The organism is Ktedonobacter robiniae (genome assembly GCF_016587375.1).
GTDB lineage: Bacteria > Chloroflexota > Ktedonobacteria > Ktedonobacterales > Ktedonobacteraceae > Ktedonobacter > Ktedonobacter robiniae.
In genome coordinates this window covers 1,771,234-1,794,672 of the sequence record NZ_BNJG01000002.1, presented here as the reverse complement: position 1 = coordinate 1,794,672, position 23,439 = coordinate 1,771,234, and the positions used below count along the sequence as shown (strand labels likewise).

Annotated in this window: 19 protein-coding genes; 12 read left to right on the top strand and 7 right to left on the bottom strand. The window is 53.9% G+C overall.

Going from position 1 to position 23,439, the window contains the following annotated elements:
• Positions 1-9: 9 nt before the first annotated feature.
• Positions 10-3,144 (top strand): winged helix-turn-helix domain-containing protein, encoded by a 3,135-nt coding sequence (locus tag JMJ04_RS28565; RefSeq protein ID WP_201373811.1) that lies wholly within the window; start codon positions 10-12, stop codon positions 3,142-3,144.
• Between the two features lie 112 nt (positions 3,145-3,256).
• Entirely contained in the window at positions 3,257-3,970 is a 714-nt protein-coding gene (locus JMJ04_RS28560; RefSeq protein ID WP_201373810.1) for a TMEM175 family protein, read from the top strand.
• 17 nt (positions 3,971-3,987) lie between these two features.
• Here JMJ04_RS28560 and fxsT read toward each other — a convergent pair whose 3' ends face one another.
• Entirely contained in the window at positions 3,988-6,087 is a 2,100-nt protein-coding gene (fxsT, locus tag JMJ04_RS28555) for an FxSxx-COOH system tetratricopeptide repeat protein (protein WP_201373809.1), read from the bottom strand.
• A 113-nt stretch (positions 6,088-6,200) separates the two neighbouring features.
• Here fxsT and JMJ04_RS28550 point away from each other — a divergent pair, with 113 nt between their 5' ends.
• Both JMJ04_RS28550 and JMJ04_RS28545 read left to right on the top strand, forming a co-directional pair.
• Entirely contained in the window at positions 6,201-6,602 is a 402-nt protein-coding gene (locus tag JMJ04_RS28550) for a hypothetical protein (RefSeq protein WP_201373808.1), read from the top strand.
• A gap of 269 nt (positions 6,603-6,871) precedes the next feature.
• A complete protein-coding gene (locus tag JMJ04_RS28545) occupies positions 6,872-8,128 on the top strand; it encodes an MFS transporter (RefSeq protein ID WP_201373807.1) in 1,257 nt (418 codons plus the stop codon).
• Between the two features lie 45 nt (positions 8,129-8,173).
• Here JMJ04_RS28545 and JMJ04_RS28540 read toward each other — a convergent pair whose 3' ends face one another.
• Complete coding sequence (locus tag JMJ04_RS28540; protein WP_201373806.1) at positions 8,174-9,136, bottom strand: helix-turn-helix transcriptional regulator; 963 nt, start codon at positions 9,134-9,136, stop codon at positions 8,174-8,176.
• Positions 9,137-9,433: 297 nt separating this feature from the next.
• Between JMJ04_RS28540 and JMJ04_RS28535 the strand changes: the two genes are divergently transcribed.
• The 4 genes from JMJ04_RS28535 to JMJ04_RS28520 all read left to right on the top strand — a co-directional run bounded on the left by JMJ04_RS28535 (position 9,434) and on the right by JMJ04_RS28520 (position 13,387).
• Positions 9,434-11,698 carry a sensor histidine kinase gene (locus tag JMJ04_RS28535; protein ID WP_201373805.1) on the top strand — a complete coding sequence of 755 codons (2,265 nt, stop codon included), beginning with the start codon at positions 9,434-9,436 and terminating at the stop codon, positions 11,696-11,698.
• 121 nt (positions 11,699-11,819) lie between these two features.
• A complete protein-coding gene (locus tag JMJ04_RS28530; RefSeq protein WP_201373804.1) occupies positions 11,820-12,227 on the top strand; it encodes a VOC family protein in 408 nt (135 codons plus the stop codon).
• Between the two features lie 124 nt (positions 12,228-12,351).
• Positions 12,352-12,801, top strand: a complete 450-nt coding sequence (locus JMJ04_RS28525; protein ID WP_201373803.1) for an SRPBCC family protein — start codon at positions 12,352-12,354, stop codon at positions 12,799-12,801.
• Between the two features lie 4 nt (positions 12,802-12,805).
• Entirely contained in the window at positions 12,806-13,387 is a 582-nt protein-coding gene (locus JMJ04_RS28520; protein ID WP_201373802.1) for a YdeI/OmpD-associated family protein, read from the top strand.
• Between the two features lie 64 nt (positions 13,388-13,451).
• Here JMJ04_RS28520 and JMJ04_RS28515 read toward each other — a convergent pair whose 3' ends face one another.
• The 5 genes from JMJ04_RS28515 to JMJ04_RS28495 all read right to left on the bottom strand — a co-directional run bounded on the left by JMJ04_RS28515 (position 13,452) and on the right by JMJ04_RS28495 (position 19,184).
• Complete coding sequence (locus JMJ04_RS28515; RefSeq protein ID WP_201373801.1) at positions 13,452-14,939, bottom strand: carboxylesterase/lipase family protein; 1,488 nt, start codon at positions 14,937-14,939, stop codon at positions 13,452-13,454.
• A gap of 350 nt (positions 14,940-15,289) precedes the next feature.
• On the bottom strand, positions 15,290-15,568 hold the full coding sequence (locus JMJ04_RS28510; protein WP_201373800.1) for a hypothetical protein: 279 nt from the start codon (positions 15,566-15,568) through the stop codon (positions 15,290-15,292).
• 245 nt (positions 15,569-15,813) lie between these two features.
• Positions 15,814-16,671: a DUF2785 domain-containing protein gene (locus JMJ04_RS28505; protein WP_201373799.1), complete on the bottom strand. Its 858-nt coding sequence runs from the start codon at positions 16,669-16,671 to the stop codon at positions 15,814-15,816.
• A 107-nt stretch (positions 16,672-16,778) separates the two neighbouring features.
• Entirely contained in the window at positions 16,779-17,738 is a 960-nt protein-coding gene (locus JMJ04_RS28500) for an acetamidase/formamidase family protein (RefSeq protein WP_201373798.1), read from the bottom strand.
• Positions 17,739-17,756: 18 nt separating this feature from the next.
• Positions 17,757-19,184 carry an APC family permease gene (locus tag JMJ04_RS28495; RefSeq protein WP_201373797.1) on the bottom strand — a complete coding sequence of 476 codons (1,428 nt, stop codon included), beginning with the start codon at positions 19,182-19,184 and terminating at the stop codon, positions 17,757-17,759.
• A gap of 375 nt (positions 19,185-19,559) precedes the next feature.
• Between JMJ04_RS28495 and JMJ04_RS28490 the strand changes: the two genes are divergently transcribed.
• From JMJ04_RS28490 to JMJ04_RS28475, 4 genes are all read left to right on the top strand, one after another.
• The gene (locus JMJ04_RS28490) at positions 19,560-20,252 is read left to right on the top strand and encodes a hypothetical protein (RefSeq protein ID WP_201373796.1); all 693 of its coding nucleotides are present in this window, start codon (positions 19,560-19,562) and stop codon (positions 20,250-20,252) included.
• A 35-nt stretch (positions 20,253-20,287) separates the two neighbouring features.
• Positions 20,288-21,472: a sensor histidine kinase gene (locus JMJ04_RS28485; protein WP_201373795.1), complete on the top strand. Its 1,185-nt coding sequence runs from the start codon at positions 20,288-20,290 to the stop codon at positions 21,470-21,472.
• Between the two features lie 34 nt (positions 21,473-21,506).
• On the top strand, positions 21,507-22,112 hold the full coding sequence (locus tag JMJ04_RS28480; protein ID WP_201373794.1) for a response regulator transcription factor: 606 nt from the start codon (positions 21,507-21,509) through the stop codon (positions 22,110-22,112).
• A gap of 126 nt (positions 22,113-22,238) precedes the next feature.
• On the top strand, positions 22,239-23,405 hold the full coding sequence (locus JMJ04_RS28475; RefSeq protein ID WP_201373793.1) for a GNAT family N-acetyltransferase: 1,167 nt from the start codon (positions 22,239-22,241) through the stop codon (positions 23,403-23,405).
• Positions 23,406-23,439: the final 34 nt, after the last annotated feature.

Genomic DNA, 23,439 nt, shown 5'->3' with positions numbered 1-23,439 from the left:
TATACACCTATGCCCAGGCGCGCACAGTATACCATCAAATGGCTAGCTGAGCTGAATGCCTACTCTTTTACTGGACCAGCAGGTGAAACAGTTCCTTTCCTGCAAGGTGAGGAATGGCAACAATGGCTTGGGGAGCATACGGCCTTTGCCTTTCATGGGTATAATGGTCAACTCAATCTGCTCAAGGAGCGCCGCCGGTCAGGTGAAGGCTACTGGTATGCCTACCAGCGCCAGGAGACAGGCATGGTCAAGCGTTACATAGGGCGGAGCGAGCAGTTAAGCCTGGAGCGCCTGGAAGAGGTTGCGGCTCTATTAGGGCATGAGCGTAAGGGTGGCCCGCTACTTGCGTATGCGTCTACTGGCAACCCAGTAGACGCATACGCAAGTAGCATCGTCCCACCGCCACAGTTTGAGCCACTCTTGATGCCCAAGCTCCAGCTGCCCCGTCTTCAGAGCTCGCTTCTCCCTCGCGAACAACTCTGGAGCTTGCTAGACAAAGGTCTGGAGTATAAACTGACCATCGTCGCGGGACCAGCAGGCTACGGCAAGACGACAGCGGTCAGCCAGTGGGCCGCAGATCGCAGCAAGCAGGAAAAATTTCCCCGCGTCGCCAGTCTCATTCTGGACGAGGGCGATAATGACGTGATCCGCTTCTGGCGCTATATCATCGCCGCCTGCCAGGCCGCATATCCAGGCTGTGGCAAGGAGGCACTGGAGATCCTGCGCGCCCATCGCCTGCCTCCCTTTAAACCACTGCGTATGATGCTCACAGCCCTGCTTAACGAGCTTAGCCAGCTTGAACATCCCGCAGTGCTCATCCTGGATGATTGCCACGTGCTACACACGCCCCAGGTAATCGAAACGCTGAGTTTCTTCCTGGATCATCTACCGACCTCGCTGCATCTCTATATGCTCATTCGTGGCGATCCTCCCTTCTCGATAACACGCCTGCGCGCACGCAACGAGCTATTTGATATCTACCCTCCTCACCTGGCCCTCTCATTGGAAGAGACACGCGTCTTCTTTGAGCGCGAACTCCCCTTCCCACTCACACCCAAAGAGGTACGCCAGATTCACGAACATCTTGAGGGTTGGGGCACAGGATTGCGGCTGCTAGCTATGTCCATTACAGGAGCCAACAATAGGCGCGAAGTAGAACAGATCCTGCAAACCTTTACGCGTAGTCATTGGAGCGTACGTGCTTATCTCTTTGAAGAGGTGCTCCACACGCTCACGCTTGAACAGCAGGAGTTTCTCTTAGAATCATGCATACTCCCGCTCGTCAATGCCGAGCTGTGTGATGCCATCTATGAACGCAAGGATAGCGCAGCATTGCTTCAGGTCTTGCGCACAGGCGACCTCTTTTTGATTCCACTTGATACCTCTGCAACATGGACACGCTATCACTCGCTCTTCGCCGATACTATGCGCCAGGAGGCACATAAGCGCCTGGGCGAGCCACACTTGCATCAACTCTTGGCTCGCGCCAGCGCCTGGTATGAGGAACATAATTTATATGCAGAGGCGATTGAGACGGCACTTGACGCCACCAATTTCATGCGTGCGCTCGATCTGCTTGAATGCTTTCTCAAGGAGAAGTTACATACTCAAGCCCTGGCCACTCAGGAAATATACACGCTGCATCACTGGTTTAGACGTTTGCCTGAAAAAGACCTGGCACGCCATCCCGACCTCTGTGTACACTATGCTATGACCCATCTCTTCCTCTTGATGGAAGAGCCACAGCTTCACCCTGGCAGAGAACAGATAGACCACTTATTGCACCTGGCAGAACAGCGCTGGCGCGACGCCAATAACACAGAGAAGCTAGCCGAGATCTTTGCTTTCCGCGCGCTACTGACACGCCAGGAAGGTAATATTCTCCAGGCGGTGACCTGGGCCAGACAAGCCCTGGCCTGGCTCCCACAGCAGGATCGCACCTGGCGCAATCTCGCCCTGACAGTTGTAGGAACGGGAGAGATTCTGGCTGGCGACCTGCGAGAGGCACGAAGAGTCCTCCTAGAAGCCCTGGCACTTAATGAACAGCAGGGCAATTTTCTCTACGCACGCGCCACACGCGGAATGCTGGCCTGGGTAAGCTGTGAACAGGGAGCACTGCATCACACCGCCGAACAGTTTCGCCAGATGCTTAGCGAGGCCCGAGCACAAGAGGATCGCGACGATATTGCGCGCAGCCTGTATGGACTCGCCCAAATCCACTATCAGTGGAACGACCTGGAGCAGGCAGAGAAGTTGACTCATGAAGCCCTGGAGATGACGGAACAAATTCATGTAGAAGAAGTACAGGCTCAAGCCGCTATCCTCCTGGCCTTGATTGAGCAAGCCCAGGGACAGGGCGAGCAAGCGCAACAGCGCCTGACAGCCTGGCTGGTACGCACATCCACGCCTCACACGCCTTTAAGCTATCAACTCTACCGCGAGGTACAGGCCTGCCTGGCACGGCTTCAGCTTGCGCATGGCAATCTAGCTGCTGTAGAGCGCTGGTTTAGCAATGTAGAGCAGAGCGAGGAGGCCCTGCCGCTCCTCAAGCGCCAACGTGAACACATCCTCAAAATACGCTACCTGCTCACTCAGGGAAATATCTCTGTCGCCCTAGAGCAACTCAAACACATCTGTGCAGAAGCTCAACGAACTGATCACATCGCCCTTCTGCTCGAAGCTCAGGTCGTCATGATCCTGGCCTACGCGCGGCAGGGAACACAGATACAAGCACGAGCACAACTTCAGGCTCTCCTGGAGGCCACGCACAGCGAGAAACACACGCGCCTCTTCCTCGACGAGGGCGAGGAGATGGCCCTGCTCCTGCGCAGCATCCTCCCTCAACTTACAGACAAAACCCTACGCCACTATACCCTACACCTGCTCAACGCCTTCGCCTCAGCCAGCCCAACTCCAGCACAGCCGAGCGCCCCCAATACCTCACTCCTGCTCGAACCCCTCAGCCCACAGGAAGAGCGCGTCCTGCGCCTGCTGGCCTCTGGCAACAGCAACGCCGATATCGCCCGCGAGCTTGTCGTCTCCGTCAACACCATCCGTACCCAGCTTCAGAGCATCTATCGCAAGCTCAACGTCACCAACCGCGTCGAAGCCAGCAACATCGCCCGGCAACTTGGTCTCGTTTAAGTATCTAGCGGTTAATGCAATATTGACAATTATGATATTAAGCCTTACCATGAAATGCCTGAGGTAAATAACAAGCAGACAGATATATACACCCCACCTATGGAGTAGCTGAATGGAAACGAGACAACCTTCCCGATCAAAAAATTTTTTTGAGGAGAAATCCCTCGGTTTTGATCGCCTGATTATGCTCTGCGACGGCATCTTTGCCATTGCCATGACCTTGCTTGTACTTGATATCAAGCTGCCAGAGGGGGCCAATCTGACAGGCGAGGAATGGGACAAACTCCTGACGAAAAGCATCTTCTATCTAATTACCTTCATCACTGTAGCAGGTTATTGGGTGAGCCATCGCCAGCTAATGACATATATTAAACGCCAGGATGGGCCTTTTACGTCGCTCACGTTCTTATTTCTGGCCTTTGTCGTCTTTTTCCCCGCCTCCTTTAATGTCCTGGTAGTCAGTAAGGACTCAGATCAAGTTGTCGTCTTTTACACTCTCGTCCTGGCTTGCTGTGGCTTCTCATCCTTCTTTCTCTGGGCCTACGCCTCGTGGAAGCGCAGGTTAATTGACCCAGAACTGAGTCGCCACATCGTCTCTTCCCGATCACTCAGCCTCCTCATCAGCCCGGTTTATTTCTGCCTCTCCCTCGCCCTGTTAGCGATACCTAATATTGACCCAAACGCAGTTTTCTACAGTTGGGTTCTCCTGCCCGTTATTGCCAGAATCGTTCATGCCATCGGTGATCGTGTCGAGAAAAGTCCAGATCATCACAGCATAGGCACTCTATCGAAGCAAAAAACTGACATACCAGTCGCAGGCAAATAATATGCCAACCTTTTAACTCAGTATAAATAGGGGTGCCTTGCCTGTAATCCTTGCCGCTCCAGGCTAATGAAGCGCTGCGAAAGTGCCTGAGCCTCTTCGTAGCGCCCCTGCTTAAAATAGAGCGAGGACAGGTTGGTAAGGCTGATGGCAAGGTAAGGAGATTGTGCACCAGTAAGTGACTGCTCGCAGAGCTGAATGGCCTGTTGGAAGAGTTCTTCCGCTTGCTGAAGTTGACCCCACTTTACGCAAAGTTGAGCCAGTTCGCTGAAAGAGGCGGCTAGCAAGGAATGCTCCGCCTCCTTTGCCAGCAGAAGCTGGCTACTATGTAATGCCTGCTGGAAGAGTGTCTCCGCCTCTTCTTTGCGACTCTGCTCGGCATACAGAGCACTAAGCTTGCTGAGGCAATACGCCACATAGGATTGGTAGCGATGCTCCTGCTGGCGCTCGTTCACCTGGATGGCCTGTCGCAGGAGCTGTTGAGTCTGCCTATAGCGTCCCTGCGCGCTAGACAGCGTTGCCAGAATGCTCAAAACATAGATCATATCGGGATGGTCTGGCTCGCCAAGTTCCTCTAATATATCTCGCGCCCGCACTCCAAAGGACTCCGCCTCCTCATAGTGTGTGCGCGCAAGGAGATACCCCGCGACTTTCGCGCTCAGGAGGGCGATGGGATGCGCTATCATATTCCATTGCTCAGCATGGGACAGAGCAGTATAAACGTGAGGTAGGAGCCACTCACACTGCTGCCAGTAATCCTCATGCAACAGATCGAGTGGAAAGAGCGCTTCGAGCATACGTGCAACCATCAATATCCACCACTGTCGCTCCTCCTGAGGTAAGCTTTCTCGCACCACCATTTGCACCAGACGATGCATGGTGAGCAATTTTTCGCGCGCACTACGACCAATCAAGGAATAGGCCAGCAGTTCCCTCAGGGCCACATTGCGTCGCAAAGGCTCTGAGAGCAGTGAACGCAAATCTGGATCAAGAAATGACGCTCCCTGACTTATCATCTCCTCGGGAATACTCTCACCTGCCAGAAACGCGCAGAGCGTGAGCAGTTCCACGGCACCTGTCTGCCTGCCTTGTATTCTTTCAATAGAGACCTGAAAGGTTTTGAACACAGAGAGGGAATACCCAGAAATGTCTGCTTGTTGTTGCAGCAAGTCGACTGGATATACCTCCAGCAGGTGCAGAAACTCGCCAGGCCGACATTGCGTCTCTTCAATATATATCGCAGCCTGGTCAAGAGCCAGAGGCAGACCACCCAACACCTCCACAAGCTCATCCGCCTCGAAAGAGTGTATATCACGCTCTTGCTCCCCAGGAAAAACTGGAGACAACTCATCCTGCCCCAGGCGTCCAACTAGAAATGCACGCCCCTCCGCCACTGTAAATGGCTGTAATGGCACAATATGTCCCAACCCTTGAAGAGCTGTAAGCCGCGTCGTAAGGAGTATGGCACCCGAGCGTGCCGGAGGCAGAAATTCTTGAAGGAGGACAAGCTCTTCTACATTATCAAAGATAAGCAGCCAGCCAGAGTGATTAGTGAGCCAGTGCAGAACTGAAGAAATAATTTCATCCTCCAGCCTCAGCCCTGGAGAGATTTGTAAAGCGCGTGTTATGGCCTGAAAACTAATAAGAAGCGTATCGCGCGTGCTCGCATTGCACCAGAAAACTGCGCTATATTCCTCAGCATGAAGGTAGGCATATTCAAGAGCTGTTTGTGTCTTGCCAACGCCTCCCAGGCCGCTCAAGGCGTAGCAACTGGCACCGACTGTCTCTGTGAGCCGAGCATGCAGAGCTTGTAATAGTTCCTCGCGCCCAGTAAAGAAAGGGTTACGCGGATAGGGTACATACCAGTAAGCGGAGAGGGCTGTCAAGCTGGCCTCCAGAAGTTGACGCGTCTCCTGAATATCAAGCTGAAGTTGGCGGGCCAGTTCCAGAACCATACCCTTGCTATCTGGCAGAAAGTCGCCACGTTCCCAGGTGCCAATGGTATTACGATGCACACCAAGACGGGCCGCAAGATGCTGCTGGCTCAGCCCCTGCCGCTTACGAAGTAATTTTAGCAGTTCACCAAAGGTGGTCGCTTCAAGCGGTTCTCTCTTCTGCATATCTCCTCGCTCCACTCGCTTGCCCTCAATTGCACAATTGATTCGTGCATCGCCTGTCCTATTATATCCCTAGAGCTTATTGGTCATTCAAACACAAAGGAACGAACAAACCAATGAAATTTGCAAAAATGGTATTCCTGGTCGCAGGAATTTACGGTATTGTGGTGGTTGCGCCGCTCTTTCTAACAGAAGGGGTTATTAATGCCACGCAGCCACCAGCCATCACCCACCCTGAGTATTACTATGGTTTTGTGTGTGTGGGGCTGGTGTGGCAGCTACTCTTCCTGGTGATAGCACGCGATCCAGCGCGCTATCGGCCAATCATGCTGCTGGCAGTCTTAGAGAAGGCCTCCGGGATAGCATTTCTCCTGCTCGTCTTTCTCCATCGATCCCCGCCAAGTATGCTTATTGGAGGTGTGGACGTGCTTCTCGGTATCCTCTTTCTTGTTGCCTATGTCAGAATGGCGCCCGCCCGAGTTCAGCACGCAACAGTTGCACGCAGTTCCGGAGCATAACCATGTTCATCGACCATTACATACGGGAATGATTTGTCCCCACCTCACTCTCAGCACTTACGGTGCCTCGCATAGTGTGATGCTGGCGTGACTCAGTCACGCCAGCATCACACTATGCGAGGCAAAAATTGAAGATCGTTTGAGCATGCTCCAACAGACTTAATCCCTTTAATCATCCATAGAATCATGCATATGTGCGATGCGGGCTCATCCATCTGGCGCTTATAGTAGGGGCAGTTATCATAGCACTACTCGATTGGAGCACAGATATGAGCACATCAGAGATCTCTACGTTACCACCGGAGGGCACAAAGCGAACGTCTAAGCGGAAGATTATCTTCTTCCTCGCCGTAGTGGCTTTCCTGAATACCATGGGCTTCACGATTATTGGTCCTGTAGTCCCGTTTATGACCCGTCAATACCTGGGCAACCCAAACGACCTGGCCGTCGTCGTGGGTTGGCTACTCTCCATCTATGGCATCTGCCAAATGATCGCGGCCCCCGGCCTGGGCCTATTGAGCGACCGTTATGGCAGGCGGCCAGTCATCTTCATCTGTCTGCTTGGCTCAGCCATCGGCTACCTGCTCTTTGGATTGGGGGGTGCGCTCTGGATGCTCTTCCTGGGCCGCATTATTGATGGCCTGACCGGGGGCAACTTTAGCGTCCTCTTCGCCTATGTCGCGGATATCACCGAGCCTGAAGAGCGTGGCAAATACTTCGGCATCTTCGGCGGGATCTCGGGCGTAGGCTTTATTGTCGGCCCGGCCATCGGTGGCCTGCTGGCGAATGTCAGCTATAGCATGCCCTTCCTCGTCGCGGCGGGGGTGACGCTACTCAACCTGGCCTGGGGCTTCTTATTCCTGCCTGAAAGCCTGGATAAAGAGCATCGCCTGACCACCATGCGCCTGCGCGACCTCAATCCTCTCGCCCAACTAGGCACTGTCTTTAATATGGCAAATCTGCGCTGGCTGCTCCTGGCTGGCTTCTTCTACTCCTTTCCCTTCGCGATCTTGCAGGCCAACCTGACCATCCTGATGCGCGACAGCCTGGGCTGGAACGCGACGGACGCGGGCCTCGTCTCGACGCTCGTAGGAGTTGTGGATATCCTGGTACAGGGCGTGCTAGTAGGCAAACTCATCGACATCTTTGGCGACATCAAAGTAGGCATCGGCGCGCTGGTACTGGTCGCGATCAGCTACCTCCTGCTTGGATCAATTGCCCTGATCGCCTCACCAATTCTATTGATCGCGGGCGTAATCCTCTTCTCAGGTTCGGGTGGGCTGGTCGAGAATGCGTTGCGTGGTCTAACCTCGCGTGCGGTGGGACCCAAACAGCAAGGCCTGGTGGGTGGCGCAAGCCAGTCGATGCAATCCCTGGCCTTAATCCTGGGTCCGATCCTTGGTGGCGTGCTCTACGCCCAGTTCGGACATGCCACACCCTACTGGAGCGGCGCGCTGATCATTGGACTGGCTATCCTCTCCGTTGTTCTGGCACTTCCAGCCCTACGCACAGCGCGGCGCTACTAAAGTACGCATTTACGTATGATGGTACAATACGTGTCGTGTCACCTCTTACGCCGGATCGTCCACCTGGGCGATCCGCATTATTTGTTCGGCCAGTTCGCGTAGGGCCACACGTAACTCGGGCGGTTGCCGGACCACAAAGGGGAGATCCAGGTTGACAAGATAACGCGCGAAGGCAGGCAGATGCACATGATGCGTCTTGAGGAGCGTTCCAGTGGCAGTGGCGCTCAGCTCGCCATGCGAAGAAGGGACCTTATGTCGTACCTCGTAGAGCGGCACCTGGAACTCGACCTCGATCTGCCACCTATTGGGGATGCTGCCCAGGTGCTTCATAACGTACGCCTGGCAATCGAAGTCCTCGTCACGTGTGAATGTCTCATCCAGAAAGCGCACACTATCGACGCGATCCAGGCGAAAGAGGCGTGGAGCCTGGCGCAGGCAACAGTAGCCAACAACGTACCAGTGGCCCTTCCAGCCCACCACGCCATAGGGTTCGATATCGCGCTGAGACTCCACATTATGGTGCGAGCGATATGCTATCGCGATACGGCGCCGCGTCTGCACCGCCTCGCTGACATTGACCAGCAGCTCGGCATCGGGGCGTTCATCCCTCTGCTGGGGCGAGAGGATCATATGCGAAGAAATAGCCTGCAAACGCTCGCGTCCCCCCAGCGGCAAAACGCGATACACCTTGGCGAGTGCCCCCTCAAGAGCCACAGAAGGCAGGCTGACCTCCAGCCAGGGCGCTCCCAGCAGTGCCAGGACCAGTACCGTCGCCTCCTCTTCCGTGAAAAGCAACGGTGGCAGCTTGAAGCCAGGACGCAAGCGGTAGCCTCCACCGGGACCACGCGCTCCCTCGACGGGCATACCCATCTCCTGGAGCATCTGGATATAGCGCCGCACGGTGCGCGGCTCTACCTCCAGGCGACGCGCCATCTCCTCCCCACTCATCTGCGAGTGCGTTTGCAGCAGTTCCAGAATCGTCAGCAAGCGCGTCGTCGGATGATACATTGCCTTCCCTCGCTTATGTATTCTTTGTATCGCTCATTAGAAATGTATTTTATCCTCTACCACTGATAAAGTACAATGTTTTCCCTTGCCCTGCATAAACTTCCAATTCTCCTCGGCTCGCTGCGCAAGCCGTTGGTATAAGGGGTGTGTGCATGGAAAACGGTCATAGCCGTTTTCCATGCACACACCCCTTACTCTTAAGCGACGCGGGCGCGAAAACTTACGCAAAGGCAGCCTTTACCGCTTGGAGGCTGGTACTATACCAGTAAGAGAGAGGCAAAAAAAAGAAGGAAGCTCATGCATTCAGAACACCCTCTGTTTCAAGAAGATGGCAATACCTGGACTCCTGGCCTGACCGCATCGTCGCGACTTTCTGCACTTACGCAAGAAATGTTCGATGTCTTCTGGATTTTAACGCCAGCAGGAGAGATACAAGCCATTAGTTCTAGTTGGCAAACACTTCCTGACCAGCAGGAATTTGTATATCCTGGTCGAGGGTGGCTTGATGCTGTTCATCCCATGGATCGGCAGCAAGGAGAAGACGCGCTACACCAGGCTATCAACTCTGGACATACAAGCGAACTAGTATGCCATATCCGTGGCTATGATAACTCGTATCACCTGGTACACCTGCGTTTCATCCCTGTACGCGAAGCTTCCGGCACAATCGGCGAGGTTTTAGCCTGTGGCAATAACCTTACGAAGCAGATGCAGACGGAACAGATGAGCGAGGCACAGATACAGTTCGCCTTGAAGGCTTCTGGCGTAGGCATGTGGGATTGGGATCTTATCAAGGATGAGCTAGTGTGGACAGATCAGAAAAGAGCCCTCTTTGGTTTGTCATCAGAAATCCCCATCAGCGATGAGCGTTTCCTGGAAGCTTTACATCCTGACGACCGTGAGCGCACCCGTCAGAGTAACATGCAGGCCATAGCCGAGAAGAAAGAATATAGCAAAGACTACCGTACGATCTGGCCTGATGGGAGTGTGCATTGGCTTACAGACCGAGCACAAGTCATCTGTGATGAGACTGGAAAACCGACACGCGTGGTGGGCGCCACGCTGGACATTACTGAGCTAAAACACACAGAAAAAGAACTTCAGGAAGCCAAAGACGAGGTGACCACCATTCTAGAAAGTATCACTGATGCCTTTCTCTGCCTCGATTCACAGTGGCGTTATTTCTATGTAAACCAGCGCATGGAAACGTATTTGGGCAAGAAACGCGAAGAGGTATTGGGCAAGGATATGTGGGAGGTTGTACCTATGCTCCTCGGCACAATATTTGAGGATCGCTACCGCACAGCGATGGCAACACAGCAAGCAACACATTTTGAAGCATTCCATCCCGCCTTCCAGCGTTGGGTCGAGACACGTGTGTATCCTCAGCCCCATGGGCTATCAATATACTTTCACGATATCAGCGAACGGAAACAGATAGAAGAGGCCCTAAGAGAGAGCGAAGCCCGCTTTAACCGCCTTAGGGAATCCAATATCATTGGTATAATAACAACGGATAGGGAAGGCAACATTCTCGAAGCCAACGAGGCCTTCCTCTCGCTTCTTGGCTACACGCAAGAAGACCTGGCGGCTGGTCAGATGAAGTGGGATATCATCACTACTCCCCAGACTCGCGCAAGAGACACTGAGGCAATAGAGGAGGCACTGAGAACGGGAGTTGCCCAACCATATGAAAAAGAATATATCACCAAAGGTGGTAAGCGCGTGCCGGTGCTCATTGGGCGTGCGCTCTTCCGTCGGGAAGGCTCACCCCCATTATTTCTGTGTTTCGCCCTGGATCAGACTTCGCGTAAGGAAATGGAGAAACAAAAAGATCTCTTCCTGGGTATAACTGGTCATGAGCTTAGGACCCCCCTGGCCGCTCTCCGAGGAACGCTCCAACTAATCGAACGACGCCTCAGGCGCTTTATCAACAAGACGGATAATCTCTCTCCAGAGATGGTCTCATTCTTTGACGGTATGCAGAAAAACCTGGCGAATGGCGTCCGGCAAGTCGATATCCAAACCCACTTGATTAACGACTTATTGGATGTCTCACGTATTACATCTGGCACCTTAAAGCTCTCATTACAGCGCTGCGACCTGATCCCCATCATACGCGAGACCGTCGAAGACCTCCGCTTAGTAGCTCCTGAGCGCCAACTCCTACTTGAATTGCCAGAAGACACGCCGGTCAACGTCCTAATTGACCAGAACCGCATCGGCCAGGTGATAACGAACTATGTGACGAATGCCATCCGCTATTCGAGCTCAGATCAGCCGGTACACATCGGGTTAGCCGTTCAGGAGAATATGGCCCGCGTCTGGGTGCGAGATCACGGGCCGGGCCTCTCAAAAGAAGCTCAGGAGAAGGTCTGGCGCTGCTTCCACCAGATCAAGGAGGTGCCAGTGCAAAGCGGCTCAGGGAAAGGTCTGGGCCTGGGCCTATATATTTGTCAAACCCTCATAGAACAACACCAAGGAGAGGTGGATGTTGAAAGCATCTCTGGCAAAGGCTCGACCTTCTGGTTTAGCCTCCCCCTCGCCAACGGAAATGAATAAAAATTTGCTTGAATTTAGGACCAAATCTCTCCTCTACTAGTGATATGCTACCTATGCAGATCAAGAAACGTGAGAAACAAAGATTGCATCTTTGTTTAAAAGCAGGAAAAAGGAGCCTCTGATGAAATTCGCCTCTATGCGTCTACTGGTTAATGATTTTGCGACCTCGGTTCGCTTCTGGCATGACCTACTGGGATTAAACATGACCTATAGCGATGAATCAATGGGCTACGCCTATTTTGAGACTGGCAGCACCGGGATAGAACTCTACCAGCGTGATGGCTTCGCCTCCGCCCTGGGCGAAGTCACCCCTACTGCCGCTCCCACGGGTCGCCAAACGGTACTGACCTTTGGTGTGGACGATGTAGATACCACCTACGCCGACCTCATCAAACGTGGTGCCATCGAAGTCTCGGGACCACATGACCGCCCCGAATGGCGCGCCCGCACAGCCCATATCAGCGACCCCGATGGAAACCTCGTCGAGCTATACAGCCCTCTCCAGGCCTCTGAACTACCAACTGCATAACAGCCCCGCCTGGCGCTGCTCAAGCATGTGTTTACATATTAACGGTCTATTATATGCAAACACATGCTTGAGCAGCGTAGGTCAACCACAGTTCACTGCTACCATACACTATCAAGGAGAAAATATGAGCAATCGCACAACCATCTCAAAAATCACCATAAACGCATCAGCCGCCAGCGTGTGGGGCGCAATCACGCAACCAGAGTTGGTAAAGCAATGGCAGTACGGCTCCGACCTCATTACCAATTGGCGGGTAGGCGGTCCCATCGTCTTCCGCAATGAGTGGGAGGGCGCAGTCTTTGAGCAAAAAGGCACGATCCTGGAAGTTGAGCCAGAGAAGTTGGTCAAGTACACTCTCTTCTTTCCTCACCCGGGCCTGGAGGATAAGCCAGAGAACTACTTTACCATGACCTACCTGCTAGAAGACACCAGCGACCAGACAACACTCACTATCATTCAGGATGATCCCAGAGAGATGCTGCCACAGGAATCGTCTGAAAAAGGTGATAATGGGGTAGGTGAGGAGAGCGAGAACAGCGTACTGACTACCCTGAAGCGGCTCATCGAGGGATAACCTTATGGCAAGTACTGAAAATTTGCCCACCATTGGGTTCACCACACAACAAGACTGGGAATCATGGCTACACGAAAAACATGACGAGGCAAAGGGCCTCTGGCTTAAGCTCGCAAAGAAGGAGAGCGGCATCCCATCTATTTCGTATGCAGAGGCTCTGGATGTAGCCCTCTGCTACGGTTGGATCGATGGGCAGAAGGCCTCATTAGATGAGCAATACTGGCTGCAAAAATTTACACCGCGAGGAGCCCGGAGCATGTGGTCGCAGGTCAATCGCGAGAAGGCAATGGTGCTTATCGCGGAGGGCAGAATGCAGCCAGCGGGACAGAAACAGATAGAGCGGGCGAAAGCTGATGGACGCTGGGAGCACGCCTACGAGTCACAGAGCAAAATAGGTATCCCTGACGACTTCCAAAGCGAGCTGGACCAGCACCCACTGGCAAAGGAGTTTTTTGCTACCCTAAATAACAGGAACCGCTATGCCATCCTCTATAGTATTCAAACAGCGAAGAAGGCTGAGACCCGCTCAGCCCGCATCCAGAAGTTTATAGAAATGCTCTCTAGACAGGAAAAAACCTACCCATAGTACTTGAAACAAAACGAGGCAGCCACTCGCCTGGGAGGCACCGCAGATTTAGCAAACAAGCCATTTAGCGCCTCCCTTCCCACAAAACGCGCTCGGCCTGGTGAGGATCGTCGATGACCTCTGAGAGAGTATTGAAGTTCATCGTAGCACGCCGCTTCAGGTCGTAGCGCGGCCAGCCTGGATCGCCATATTTGGCGAAAGTCACCCAGGAGGCATGCATCTCGTTGGCTAGCTCCTGCGGAGGATTGTCGCCCAGAAGGTTATAATATTCCGGCATATGCAGATTATCAAAGACAAAGGGAATTTCCAGGGTATGGGACGCGCCCAGGCGATCATCAAACTGGCGTGAGCGCCAGGTAAACTCATACATATAGGCCGCGTCTCCACGTTCCGCGACTGCTTCGGCCAGGCGTATAGCCGGAATACGGAAGACCTGGTCCGTCATAATGGATGTCAAGATATCACCACGGCTCCCCTCCGGCAGCAAGGCGCGATAGGTTGCCAGCGTCTCCTCTAAGGGAAGTCCATACGCCGCGATGATCGTGGATAGGTATTGATCGGTGACGGCGTCGACCAGCCCAGGAGGGACAGTGAAGAAGCGATACTCTTCGCTATTCGTCCCCACCAGCACCTCAACACCCTTACCGGCCCCGGCAAAAATATGCTTGATCGGCAACTGGGGCAGGACATTACCATCAATGGTCGGCTCAAATGGCATCAGGTTGACAAGCACCTCGCCCCAGAGCTCAGGATCAGGGCGCTTAATAACATCATTCGCTAACTCTACCTGAGCCGCGACCAGGCGCTCAAGCGGAATAGCCGCCAGGGCATCGGGAGCAGCTTCGACCTGGAGTAGTTCAGCGAGATACTGTGTCACCAGTCGCGCGGTCTCAGGTGTATGCGCATGGTGGCCCGCGCCACTCTGCGCGATAGCCCGGCGGAAAAGCCCCTCCGCGCGCGGCATGGAAAGTAGCGAAGTAACGCTCATACCACCCGCGGATTCACCAAAGATCGTTACATTACCAGGATCACCGCCGAAGGCTGCTATATTCTCGTGCACCCATTCAAGCGCGGCGACCTGGTCAAGCAGGCCACGATTGGCGTTCCCATCGCCCAAATAGAGAAATCCATCGATTCCGAGGCGGTAATTAATGGTTACGCACACCACGCCATCGCGCGCGAAACGACTGCCATCATAGGTTGGGATCGCGCCCGTCCCATTTCTAAAGGCTCCGCCGTGAATCCAGACCATGACTGGCAGACTGGCGTCTCCTATGCCAGGCGTCCAGATATTCAGATTCAGACACTCTTCGCCAGCGATTACTGGCTCAGGAAGCAGGACATCGAAAGGTGGAAAATAAGGTGGCTTAGGTACGGTAGGGCCATAGGTAAGCGCATCGCGAACGCCATCCCAGGCCGGAGCTGGCTGAGGTGGCAAAAATCTACGCGAGCCAAAGGGTGCAGCCGCATAAGGAATTCCCTTGAAGGCGAACACGCCATCTACCAGGCTCCCGCGCACCGCTCCCTGGCGTGTCCTGACAACTGTGTTCATAGACACCTCCTGTGTATTGGCAGGTCTTCCTCGACCTACCTGCTTATAAACCAGCAAGGGCATACTCTTAAAAGCAGAAATACTTTACTGCTTGTTTGTGCATCAAGTGTATCACACGCGTATTTCTCTTTTCAAGAAACAAACAGGCAAAAAAGACTGGCTTCCCGTGGCAAGCATAAGAAGCCAGCCCCCTACAACTTGGTAGTGGGAGTGTAGATAAGAAGGAAACAACTTAGCTTACGCGAAGCGCGAGCTCTTTACTGGCGAGCTATCCCATAGTCGCTGGCGGCGACCCTCTGTTCTCAAAGCCGCAGATACGGCGCTACCATACGCGCCAGCCATCGTTTGTGTCAGCGTTTGCAGCTACGGCACGCCTCCGCATTTAAGCCTAAATGCTCCAGGGCGCTTACTAGCTCATTGAGCACGCCTGGGGAATCTGGAGCCTGGGCGTGAGCCTGTGCCAGTGCTGTTGCCGCCAGGTCTGGAAGCTCCTGCTCAATCAGTTGATAGCCCAGATCATACAGCGCGCGAACATCCTCGGGGTTACGTACGACTGCGCGCACAAAATTGGCAAATTCCTCACCCGCCAGGGCCGCTGCGATCTCTGCAAAGACGCTCCACGCCTCCACAAAGTCGCTTCGCCCCAGGTCTTTCCCGAATAGCTCAACACGGGACGAAAAATACGAAAGGCCTCCTGCGGCTTCCCCTCTCGCAACTCCTGCCGCGCCTGCTGTAATATGGCCATATCATCGCTATGCATAAACCCTCTCACAAAAATAATGATCTACTCGCTTTAACAAACGAGGATACGACTTCTCCATATGAGAAGAAGCTACTGTTGATGCAGGTGGCAAACCTTCAGAATCTCTTCTTACTACGCCATACTGTAAAATACAGAACCAAGCGTACGCAACGTCTCCTCAAGCACAGGGAAGAGCTCGGGCGTAATCGTTGGTGGCTCCGGGGCAAATTTGAGCTGGAAATAGAGGCTACGCACAAATTCCCTGATATTGTTAGAAGCCGAGACATCAGTTTCTTTAAAACTAGCCTGAAACCAGTTGGATAGCCCCTCTGACGCAGTCAAGCGCTCCAGCCAGGCAGTGAGAAATGGCATTTCTAGCAGGTCGCGCTTCAGGGCTTTGCGTACGGCATAGGCCAGGCGATCATCCTCACCATAGAGGTAAACATGTGCCACGCGCTTACGCACCTTGTCCGCAATAGCATTGAGGATGCGCTCCAGATCAGCCACGCCGAGATAGCGATTCTGTGCCAGTATCATGAGGAGGTCAGCAGTATGGGCAGCCGAATGCGCCCAACCTTTAACCTGAACGTATCCACGCAGATCCTGTTCCTGCTCCAGGTACTGCAATGAAGCCTCCAGCCAGGCTCGCACCTCCTGCTCTTCGAGAAATGGCTGAAGCTGATCATACTCAATCACACATTCGAGAATCAGGGCCGAAAATGTGCGCAGAAAAACAGCATCACTCCCAGGCTCTGTGATGCCTACCTTCAGGTTATCCTCCATCTGTCGTCCCATGGCTCGCAATTCTGCGGGGGTATAGAGACCGCGCTCGATCCAGACTGCCAGGATCGGATAGCAATACTCATCACGCAGAACCGGGTCTGTCGAACCCAGCATGGCCAGTAGTTCTGGCAGGAGCGCACTTGCACTTTGCCCTTCAGGGACGGCATAATCAGCGTCAATAATAGCTTGCCAGAAAGTATTTTCCAAGAAAATTCTCCTCAAAAAGGGCATTGGTGCTACCTCTGCCCTGACAGGCAAAAAGAGAACATCTTCAGCACCTGGCATGAAGATGCTCTCTTTTACTAACTTAGTGCTTACTTGCTAAAAATACTCAGGGGAAGGAAGGCTCCCACGAGAAAGTTAGGCATATCGACTACTTCGCAGAGCTTGAGATCAACAGCTACGCTACAGAGCATATAGGACTCCACCCGCGATAAGCCATAGGTGGTGTGTAGATGCTCAATCATATGGCGCACGGCGCTGCGTGTGGCCTCCAGTAGATCGGGAGCGATGCCATCAGTAGCATAATATCTATCGGTATTCGTGCGTGGCGTCAAAGGACCGGCGGTCAGAAAGTGGGGCTGCTGGACCTTTTTGTCTTTATGCACCGTGAGGCGAACGGTCGCCCGCATCGGTGTTTCGATAGCGGTACCACAGACCTCGCCATCGCCCTGGGCGGCATGCCCATCGCCCATCGAGAAAAGCGCGCCGGGAACTTGCACGGGCAGATAGAGATGCGCACCCTTCGTAAGATGCTTGGTATCCATATTGCCACCATGATGATATGGCGGAATGGTCGAGAAGGCGCCAGGCTCAGCGGGAGCCAGGCCGATCTCGCCACAGAAGGGGCTCAAGGGAATGCGAATACCAGGCGCGAACTCGCCCCAACCATCCGCTCCAGCACTCAAGTCCCAGATCTTGAGCGCAGGCTCGGGAAACTCATCGGCAAGCAGGCCAAAGCCCGGAATATTCGCGGTCCACCCCCAACTAGCTGGCTGCAAATCGAGCATCTCGACTTCGAGCGTATCACCAGGCTCGGCCCCTTCAACATAGATAGGCCCATTGACCTGGTCCACCCGCGAGAAATCCAGCGCCCGCAGGGTATCAACCGTGCTATCTGGCTTTATTTCGCCATTGGAAGCATCCAGCAGGTCGAAGAAGACCTCTTCGCCCGACTGAATAGTGGCTAGCGGAGGAATGCTGTTATCCCAGGCCTGGTGCCACTGGTGCTGGTGAATCGTACGCCTCGTCTTTTTTCCGGAATCCGTTGTCATAATACGTAACCATCCTTCCTATTCAACTTCGACAACCGTGCTATCGCTCTCCTCCAACAGATGAGGAGCGCGCCTCGTCAGCACAGCTACGGCGATAATCCCAACCACCAGCCATACCGCCACGATGGGGCCAGCCAGGTTCAGGGGTGCCGCTGGCAGGGGCACAAACTGGAAGTACAAGACAAACAAGAGGATGATAAAGGGAATAAGCGGCACAATCACGTGGCGCAGAATGTTGAACTCCTCTGGATAACGCCTGCGATAGAAGAAAGGCACCGAGACGCAGGTAGCCATATACACCAGAATGATAGGCAGGGTCAGGATGGTACCCAGCAGGGCGAACGCCGTGGTTGTACCATAAATGAAGCCCGGCAGTAGTGAGAAGACGAGAGCAATCACCATCGCGAAAATGATCGCCACATAGGGAGTGCGCGTGTTGTTGAGGCGGGCCAGAACCTTTGGTAGCGCCCCGGTACGCCCCATGGCGTACAACATGCGAGATGATGCTGTCACGCCTGCATTCGCATTCGCCAATGCACTATTGAGAATAGCGAGAATAACAATAAAACTGAAGCCACCCCAGACATTCTTAGCCATTGTGCCCCAGGGATCGGCGTCCGCCGAATACTTGGCAATCTGCGCCGGTCCCCAGCCTACAACACCTGCATAAGAGCAGAAGACATAGAAGATACCAATGCAGAGCGCCGACAGAAGGATGGCCCGTGGAACTGTGCGGCGCGGATTACGCGCCTCCTCCGCCAGTGGGGCCGACGACTCAAAGCCCGCAAAGGCCAGGAGCACGAAGATCATGCCAAAGAACACGCCCTGCCAGCCATTGAGACCAGGTAACAGGCTGGAACCTGGATTGAAGACCGCCAATGTATTGTTCGGCGAAGTAGCAATCAACCAGATAGAGAGCGCGACAAAGACGACAATTTCAATGACGCCCAGCACGATACCTGTATCGGCAGAAATTTTGATGCCAAATATCGTCAGCGCAAAAATGAGAAGTGCAAAGGCCACGGTCCAGAACGGCCATCCCAACGAGACATGAAAGAGGCCACTCATAAAGGAGTCCGCGACCGGCCCCAGCACCAGGAGCTGAAAAGGCACAATCAAGAGATAGGCCAGGTTAAACAGCCAGCCCGTCAGCCAGCCTGCCTGTAAACCAAGCGATTGCCCCACGTAGGTGAAATAGCCTCCAGCCGAGGGCAAGTGTTTGGCCAGGGAACCAATGCTCAAGGCAATCAGGCAACAGACCACCAGCGCAATGATGACCGCCAGAGGCAAGGCGCCTCCCGTAAAGGCGATAGCAGCTCCCAGGCTGAACGAAACGGCGGAGGCCGGCGCCATAGTGGTAATGGATTGAAATAAAACACCTGGAAGACCGATTGTGTTTGCCCGCAACTCTTGCGGTGCTGAGGGTTTAACAGAAGAAGTTTCCATAAATGCTTCACGCTCCTTCTCATGAATAAATGCATACGATGTACATAGGCGAGTTTGGGCGCTTTACACATTTGCATATGCTTGCCTCTAGGAGGCGACCAGGCTATAGGGATAATTATATCTTTTTGATTTGTACAGTTTCAACAAAAAGCGCTTTTAAAAGCAAAGTTGCGAGATTTGCTACCTGGCGCTTATGACAAATGTCATAAGGAGCTTATGACACCCTTCACTACTGGAAACAGCTTCCTCCAGCTACACTTAGAACTGTCGAGGATACCTGAAGCATAGAGCATTCAGACCTCACACAACACTTTGGCAATCCAACATACTCATAACAAACATCTATACGCTTTATACAGCAAGGAGGCACTTATCATGACCACACATCGCTCAACCTACATCCTGGTTTCACTCTGTGGTATTCTGGGAACGATCGCTCTGACGACCTACTTTGCCGCCCCGTGGACCTTTATGCCCCTGCCTGCCGCCAACGCCACAATTGCCCAGCTACAGTCCTTTGGCATTCAATACCACAACACTATTCTCTTTGATGCCTGGCTACAAGCAATTGGTTCACTGCTCAGCGTCATCTTTAGCCTGGCTATTATTCACCTGGCCGGTGCGTCACAACGCTTCTTTGGGCGTATGACTCTCCTGACGGCTGGCACCATTATGGCCCTCTCGCTCGCGGAGGTAACCTTTGAGATTGGGGCTGTTATGTCTGGGGACAACGGTCATCTCCAGGCCGCGCAAACCTGCTTTGACCTGACCAATACCTTTATTCACGTCTTCCTGCTCGCGCCCTCGCTTTTCCTGATGCAAGGCCTGGCACTGTGGAACACACGCCTGCTCCCACGCGCCTTTAGTTACCTGGCCATCGGCCTGGGTATCCTCTTCCAGGTTCTAGGCGCCCTGGGACTCTTCAATACCGCCTTCCTGCTCATAGTGATCATTATCCTGATGATCCAGAATATATGGACTATCGCCGCCGCTATCACGCTACTCTTCCGTATGGACAGGGGAGCCAGGAAAGAGTACGCGCTCTTTCCTGCAGATAGTGTAAAATAAAGCTAAGCATCAAGCGGCAAGGAGGCTTCCGAAGTTTGCTAGATACACAAAAAGCTCAAGACACAAAGATAGATTTAATGGAGAAGGCCCCTGGCCCTTCTCCTTATCTCTTATGGTTGATCTGGGTAATCTGGCTGCCTTTCTTCACCCCTGGCATCATAGGCCTCTGCCTGGCTCATCCGCCGCTACCGATCCTGCTTATCAGCTTCCTCGGCGTGGCACTCTTCTTCACGCTCTACCTCAGGGAGACACTGGTGAACGCCCAACGCCTCACAGGGCAGATACGTTTAACACCTGGCAGTCATGTTCGGAGCTGGCTATCCTTTGCAGGCATGGCAACCTTAAGCTTCGCGCTTCCCCTTATCTCGCATGGAGATCCCGGCGACTGGCTCGACTTTTTTATCTTCACAGCCTCCTATGTTGGAGGGCGCTTCCAGACGCGGCAAACCACGCTGATGCTGATCCTACTCGTCCTGTTAAATGTGGGGACTGGCTGGCTGGTGCATTTCTCCTGGATAGGCATTGGTAGGTCAGTCGTATTTGTCATTGCAGTCGGCTATGTCGTGAAGGCTATTGTCTGGTCCTTGACTATCCGCCGGGAGCTACGCCAGGCGCGAGAAGAGATCGCACACCTGGCTGTGATGAATGAGCGGCTACGCATAGCTCGCGATCTACATGACCTGCTAGGCCATAGTCTCTCGCTCATCGCCCTTAAAAGCGAGTTGGCAGGACGCCTGCTAGTAATGGCGCCGGAGCGAGCCGCGACCGAAGTCAGGGATATCGAGCAGGTTGCGCGTACGACGCTGCAAGAGGTTCGCGAGGCCGTTACCAGTTATCGCCAGCCTACCCTTGCCAGCGAGATCCAGGCGGCGCAGGAGATCTTAGCCGCAGCAGGCATCGTCTATAACTATGAGGGTGACGAGAAAATTATTCATACACTGCCAGCCACCATTGAAGCCGTCCTGGGCTGGGTGATACGTGAGGGAGTCACCAACATTATCAAACATAGCCGGGCTCAGCACTGCACCCTAAGCATTTCCCAGCATCCTCACAAGATCCACCTTGTACTTACTAACGACGGCCCTGTAGCAAGTAGCACAACAAAGGGAAATGGGCTGCATGGTATCACTGAGCGCGTAGCAATCCTGGGTGGAACATGCGAAGCCAGAGCAGGCCTCAAAGGCGGCTTCTGCCTCACAGTTTCGCTACCTACACCTTGACATGGCGATAAGAATAATGAGGAGAATTCCAACTATGATTCGCGTACTGTTAGCAGAAGACCAGGCCATGGTACGTGGTGCGCTCGCGGCCCTGCTCACGCTAGAAGGTGATATCGAGATTGTAGCGGAAGCGGGGTCCGGCGATGAAGTGCTTCCTAAAGCCCTTGAGAGTAAACCCGACATTGCGTTACTCGATATTGAGATGCCTGGATGTGATGGACTTACCGCTGCCGCCTCTCTACATGCGCAATTGCCCTCCTGCCGCATACTCATTCTCACCACCTTTGGGCGTCCTGGTTATCTACGACAGGCCATGCAGAGCGGCGTCGTAGGTTTCCTGCTCAAGGATGCCCCTTCTGCTCAACTCGCTACAGCCGTTCGTCGCGCCATGGCCGGTGAGCGCATCGTCGATCCAACCCTGGCCCTCTCCGCTCTCAGCGAGGGAAGCAATCCGCTTACAGAGCGGGAGCGCGCCGTGCTCGCCGCCGCGACCGAGGGTGCAAGCATCGCTCAGATCGCAGCTAAACTTTTTCTCTCTGAAGGAACTGTACGCAACTATCTCTCGGTCGCCATCCAGAAATTGGGTGTACGCAACCGCATCGAAGCCGCGCGCATGGCCGAGCAGAAGGGTTGGCTATAGTATCTGCCTAACGTAGGTAACGCAGGGGGTCATTTGCAATGTGATGCTCCCTGGATAGAAACCAGAGTTACTCACGTGCAGATCGCACGCCGGAATAAAAGCTATAAGCGATAAAGGAGACAGCCCTTGAGCCAGATCACTATCAGCCAGCTCACCGGGGATGAGTGCTTCACTGTTTCTCGCGACCTTATGAGCTACGCCTTCAGAGCCACACCACCTCTTCCTTCGCTAGAGGAATGGTCAAACCCTGATTATATGAAAAGCGCTACGATCCTGGGTCTCTTCAGTGATGAAAAGCCTCTTGCCTGTGCGGCCTACTCCACTATGATGCAGAACGTGCGCAGCGAGCTCTACCCGAACGCTGCTGTGTGGGGTGTGGCGACCCATCCAGCGGCAAGACGCTCCGGATACTCACGACAGATACTCAGTGAGCTTATGCGCCATATGCACGAGGCGGGCATTCCCTTCTCTAATCTCTATCCTTTCCGGGAGTCTTTCTACGACCGTCTTGGCTATACGACATTCCCCCAACCACGCACGGTACGCATCCCCGCTGAGGCCTTCGCGCCACTCCTGCGCAAAGAGCTCAAGGGACATGTAGAGCTCACCTCAGATAGCGATGGATTCGGCACGCAAAAAGCTTATCTGGCTCATCAGCACCAGCAAACACACGGCATGGCCCTCGATCCCTCTGCAAAGAGCTATGGACATACCTCCTGGCAAGCAACCGCAATCATCAATGGCGAGCCACACGCGATGATGCTCTACACGATTATAGGCGAAGAGGAGGACAGGGAGATGGAGGTTCCCTGTTTCTTCTACGACGATAGCCCCGGCAAGTATCTGCTGCTCGCCTGGTTCGCTCGCCATATCGACCAGGTGAAGTATGTCAAACTTCACCTGCCACCTGGCGAGCTTCCCGAGACCTGGCTCCCTGACCTGCGCCCTACGATCCAGGCAGAAGAGGCCCCCATGGGACGCATCATCACGGTGGCAGACATCGGCGGAATGCGTTGTGGAGGAGGAGAGTTTAGTGCCCATATCAGCGATCCCATCTGCCCCTGGAACAACGACACCTACCATTTCGCGTGCCTGGATGGCACACTGCAAGTCAGCATCACCACTCTGGCTGACTGCCAGCTCACCATCCAGGGCCTCACCGCCCTGGTCTATGGCACACACGATCCCGAGACCTTCGCCCTACGCGAATGGGGCGATCCCTCGCCCGAACTACAAGCGCGCATGCGTGCCATGTTCCCGCCACAGCTCCCTTACCTATATAGTAGGTATTAAGCGTGCTACTTGCGTACGCACCTACATTTTGCAG

Coding starts and splice junctions, on each gene's coding strand:
- JMJ04_RS28565 (WP_201373811.1), top strand. CDS start 10: ATGCCCAGGCGCGCACAGTATACCATCAAATGGCTAGCTGAGCTGAAT.
- JMJ04_RS28560 (WP_201373810.1), top strand. CDS start 3,257: ATGGAAACGAGACAACCTTCCCGATCAAAAAATTTTTTTGAGGAGAAA.
- fxsT (WP_201373809.1), bottom strand. CDS start 6,087: ATGCAGAAGAGAGAACCGCTTGAAGCGACCACCTTTGGTGAACTGCTA.
- JMJ04_RS28550 (WP_201373808.1), top strand. CDS start 6,201: ATGAAATTTGCAAAAATGGTATTCCTGGTCGCAGGAATTTACGGTATT.
- JMJ04_RS28545 (WP_201373807.1), top strand. CDS start 6,872: ATGAGCACATCAGAGATCTCTACGTTACCACCGGAGGGCACAAAGCGA.
- JMJ04_RS28540 (WP_201373806.1), bottom strand. CDS start 9,136: ATGTATCATCCGACGACGCGCTTGCTGACGATTCTGGAACTGCTGCAA.
- JMJ04_RS28535 (WP_201373805.1), top strand. CDS start 9,434: ATGCATTCAGAACACCCTCTGTTTCAAGAAGATGGCAATACCTGGACT.
- JMJ04_RS28530 (WP_201373804.1), top strand. CDS start 11,820: ATGAAATTCGCCTCTATGCGTCTACTGGTTAATGATTTTGCGACCTCG.
- JMJ04_RS28525 (WP_201373803.1), top strand. CDS start 12,352: ATGAGCAATCGCACAACCATCTCAAAAATCACCATAAACGCATCAGCC.
- JMJ04_RS28520 (WP_201373802.1), top strand. CDS start 12,806: ATGGCAAGTACTGAAAATTTGCCCACCATTGGGTTCACCACACAACAA.
- JMJ04_RS28515 (WP_201373801.1), bottom strand. CDS start 14,939: ATGAACACAGTTGTCAGGACACGCCAGGGAGCGGTGCGCGGGAGCCTG.
- JMJ04_RS28500 (WP_201373798.1), bottom strand. CDS start 17,738: ATGACAACGGATTCCGGAAAAAAGACGAGGCGTACGATTCACCAGCAC.
- JMJ04_RS28495 (WP_201373797.1), bottom strand. CDS start 19,184: ATGGAAACTTCTTCTGTTAAACCCTCAGCACCGCAAGAGTTGCGGGCA.
- JMJ04_RS28490 (WP_201373796.1), top strand. CDS start 19,560: ATGACCACACATCGCTCAACCTACATCCTGGTTTCACTCTGTGGTATT.
- JMJ04_RS28480 (WP_201373794.1), top strand. CDS start 21,507: ATGATTCGCGTACTGTTAGCAGAAGACCAGGCCATGGTACGTGGTGCG.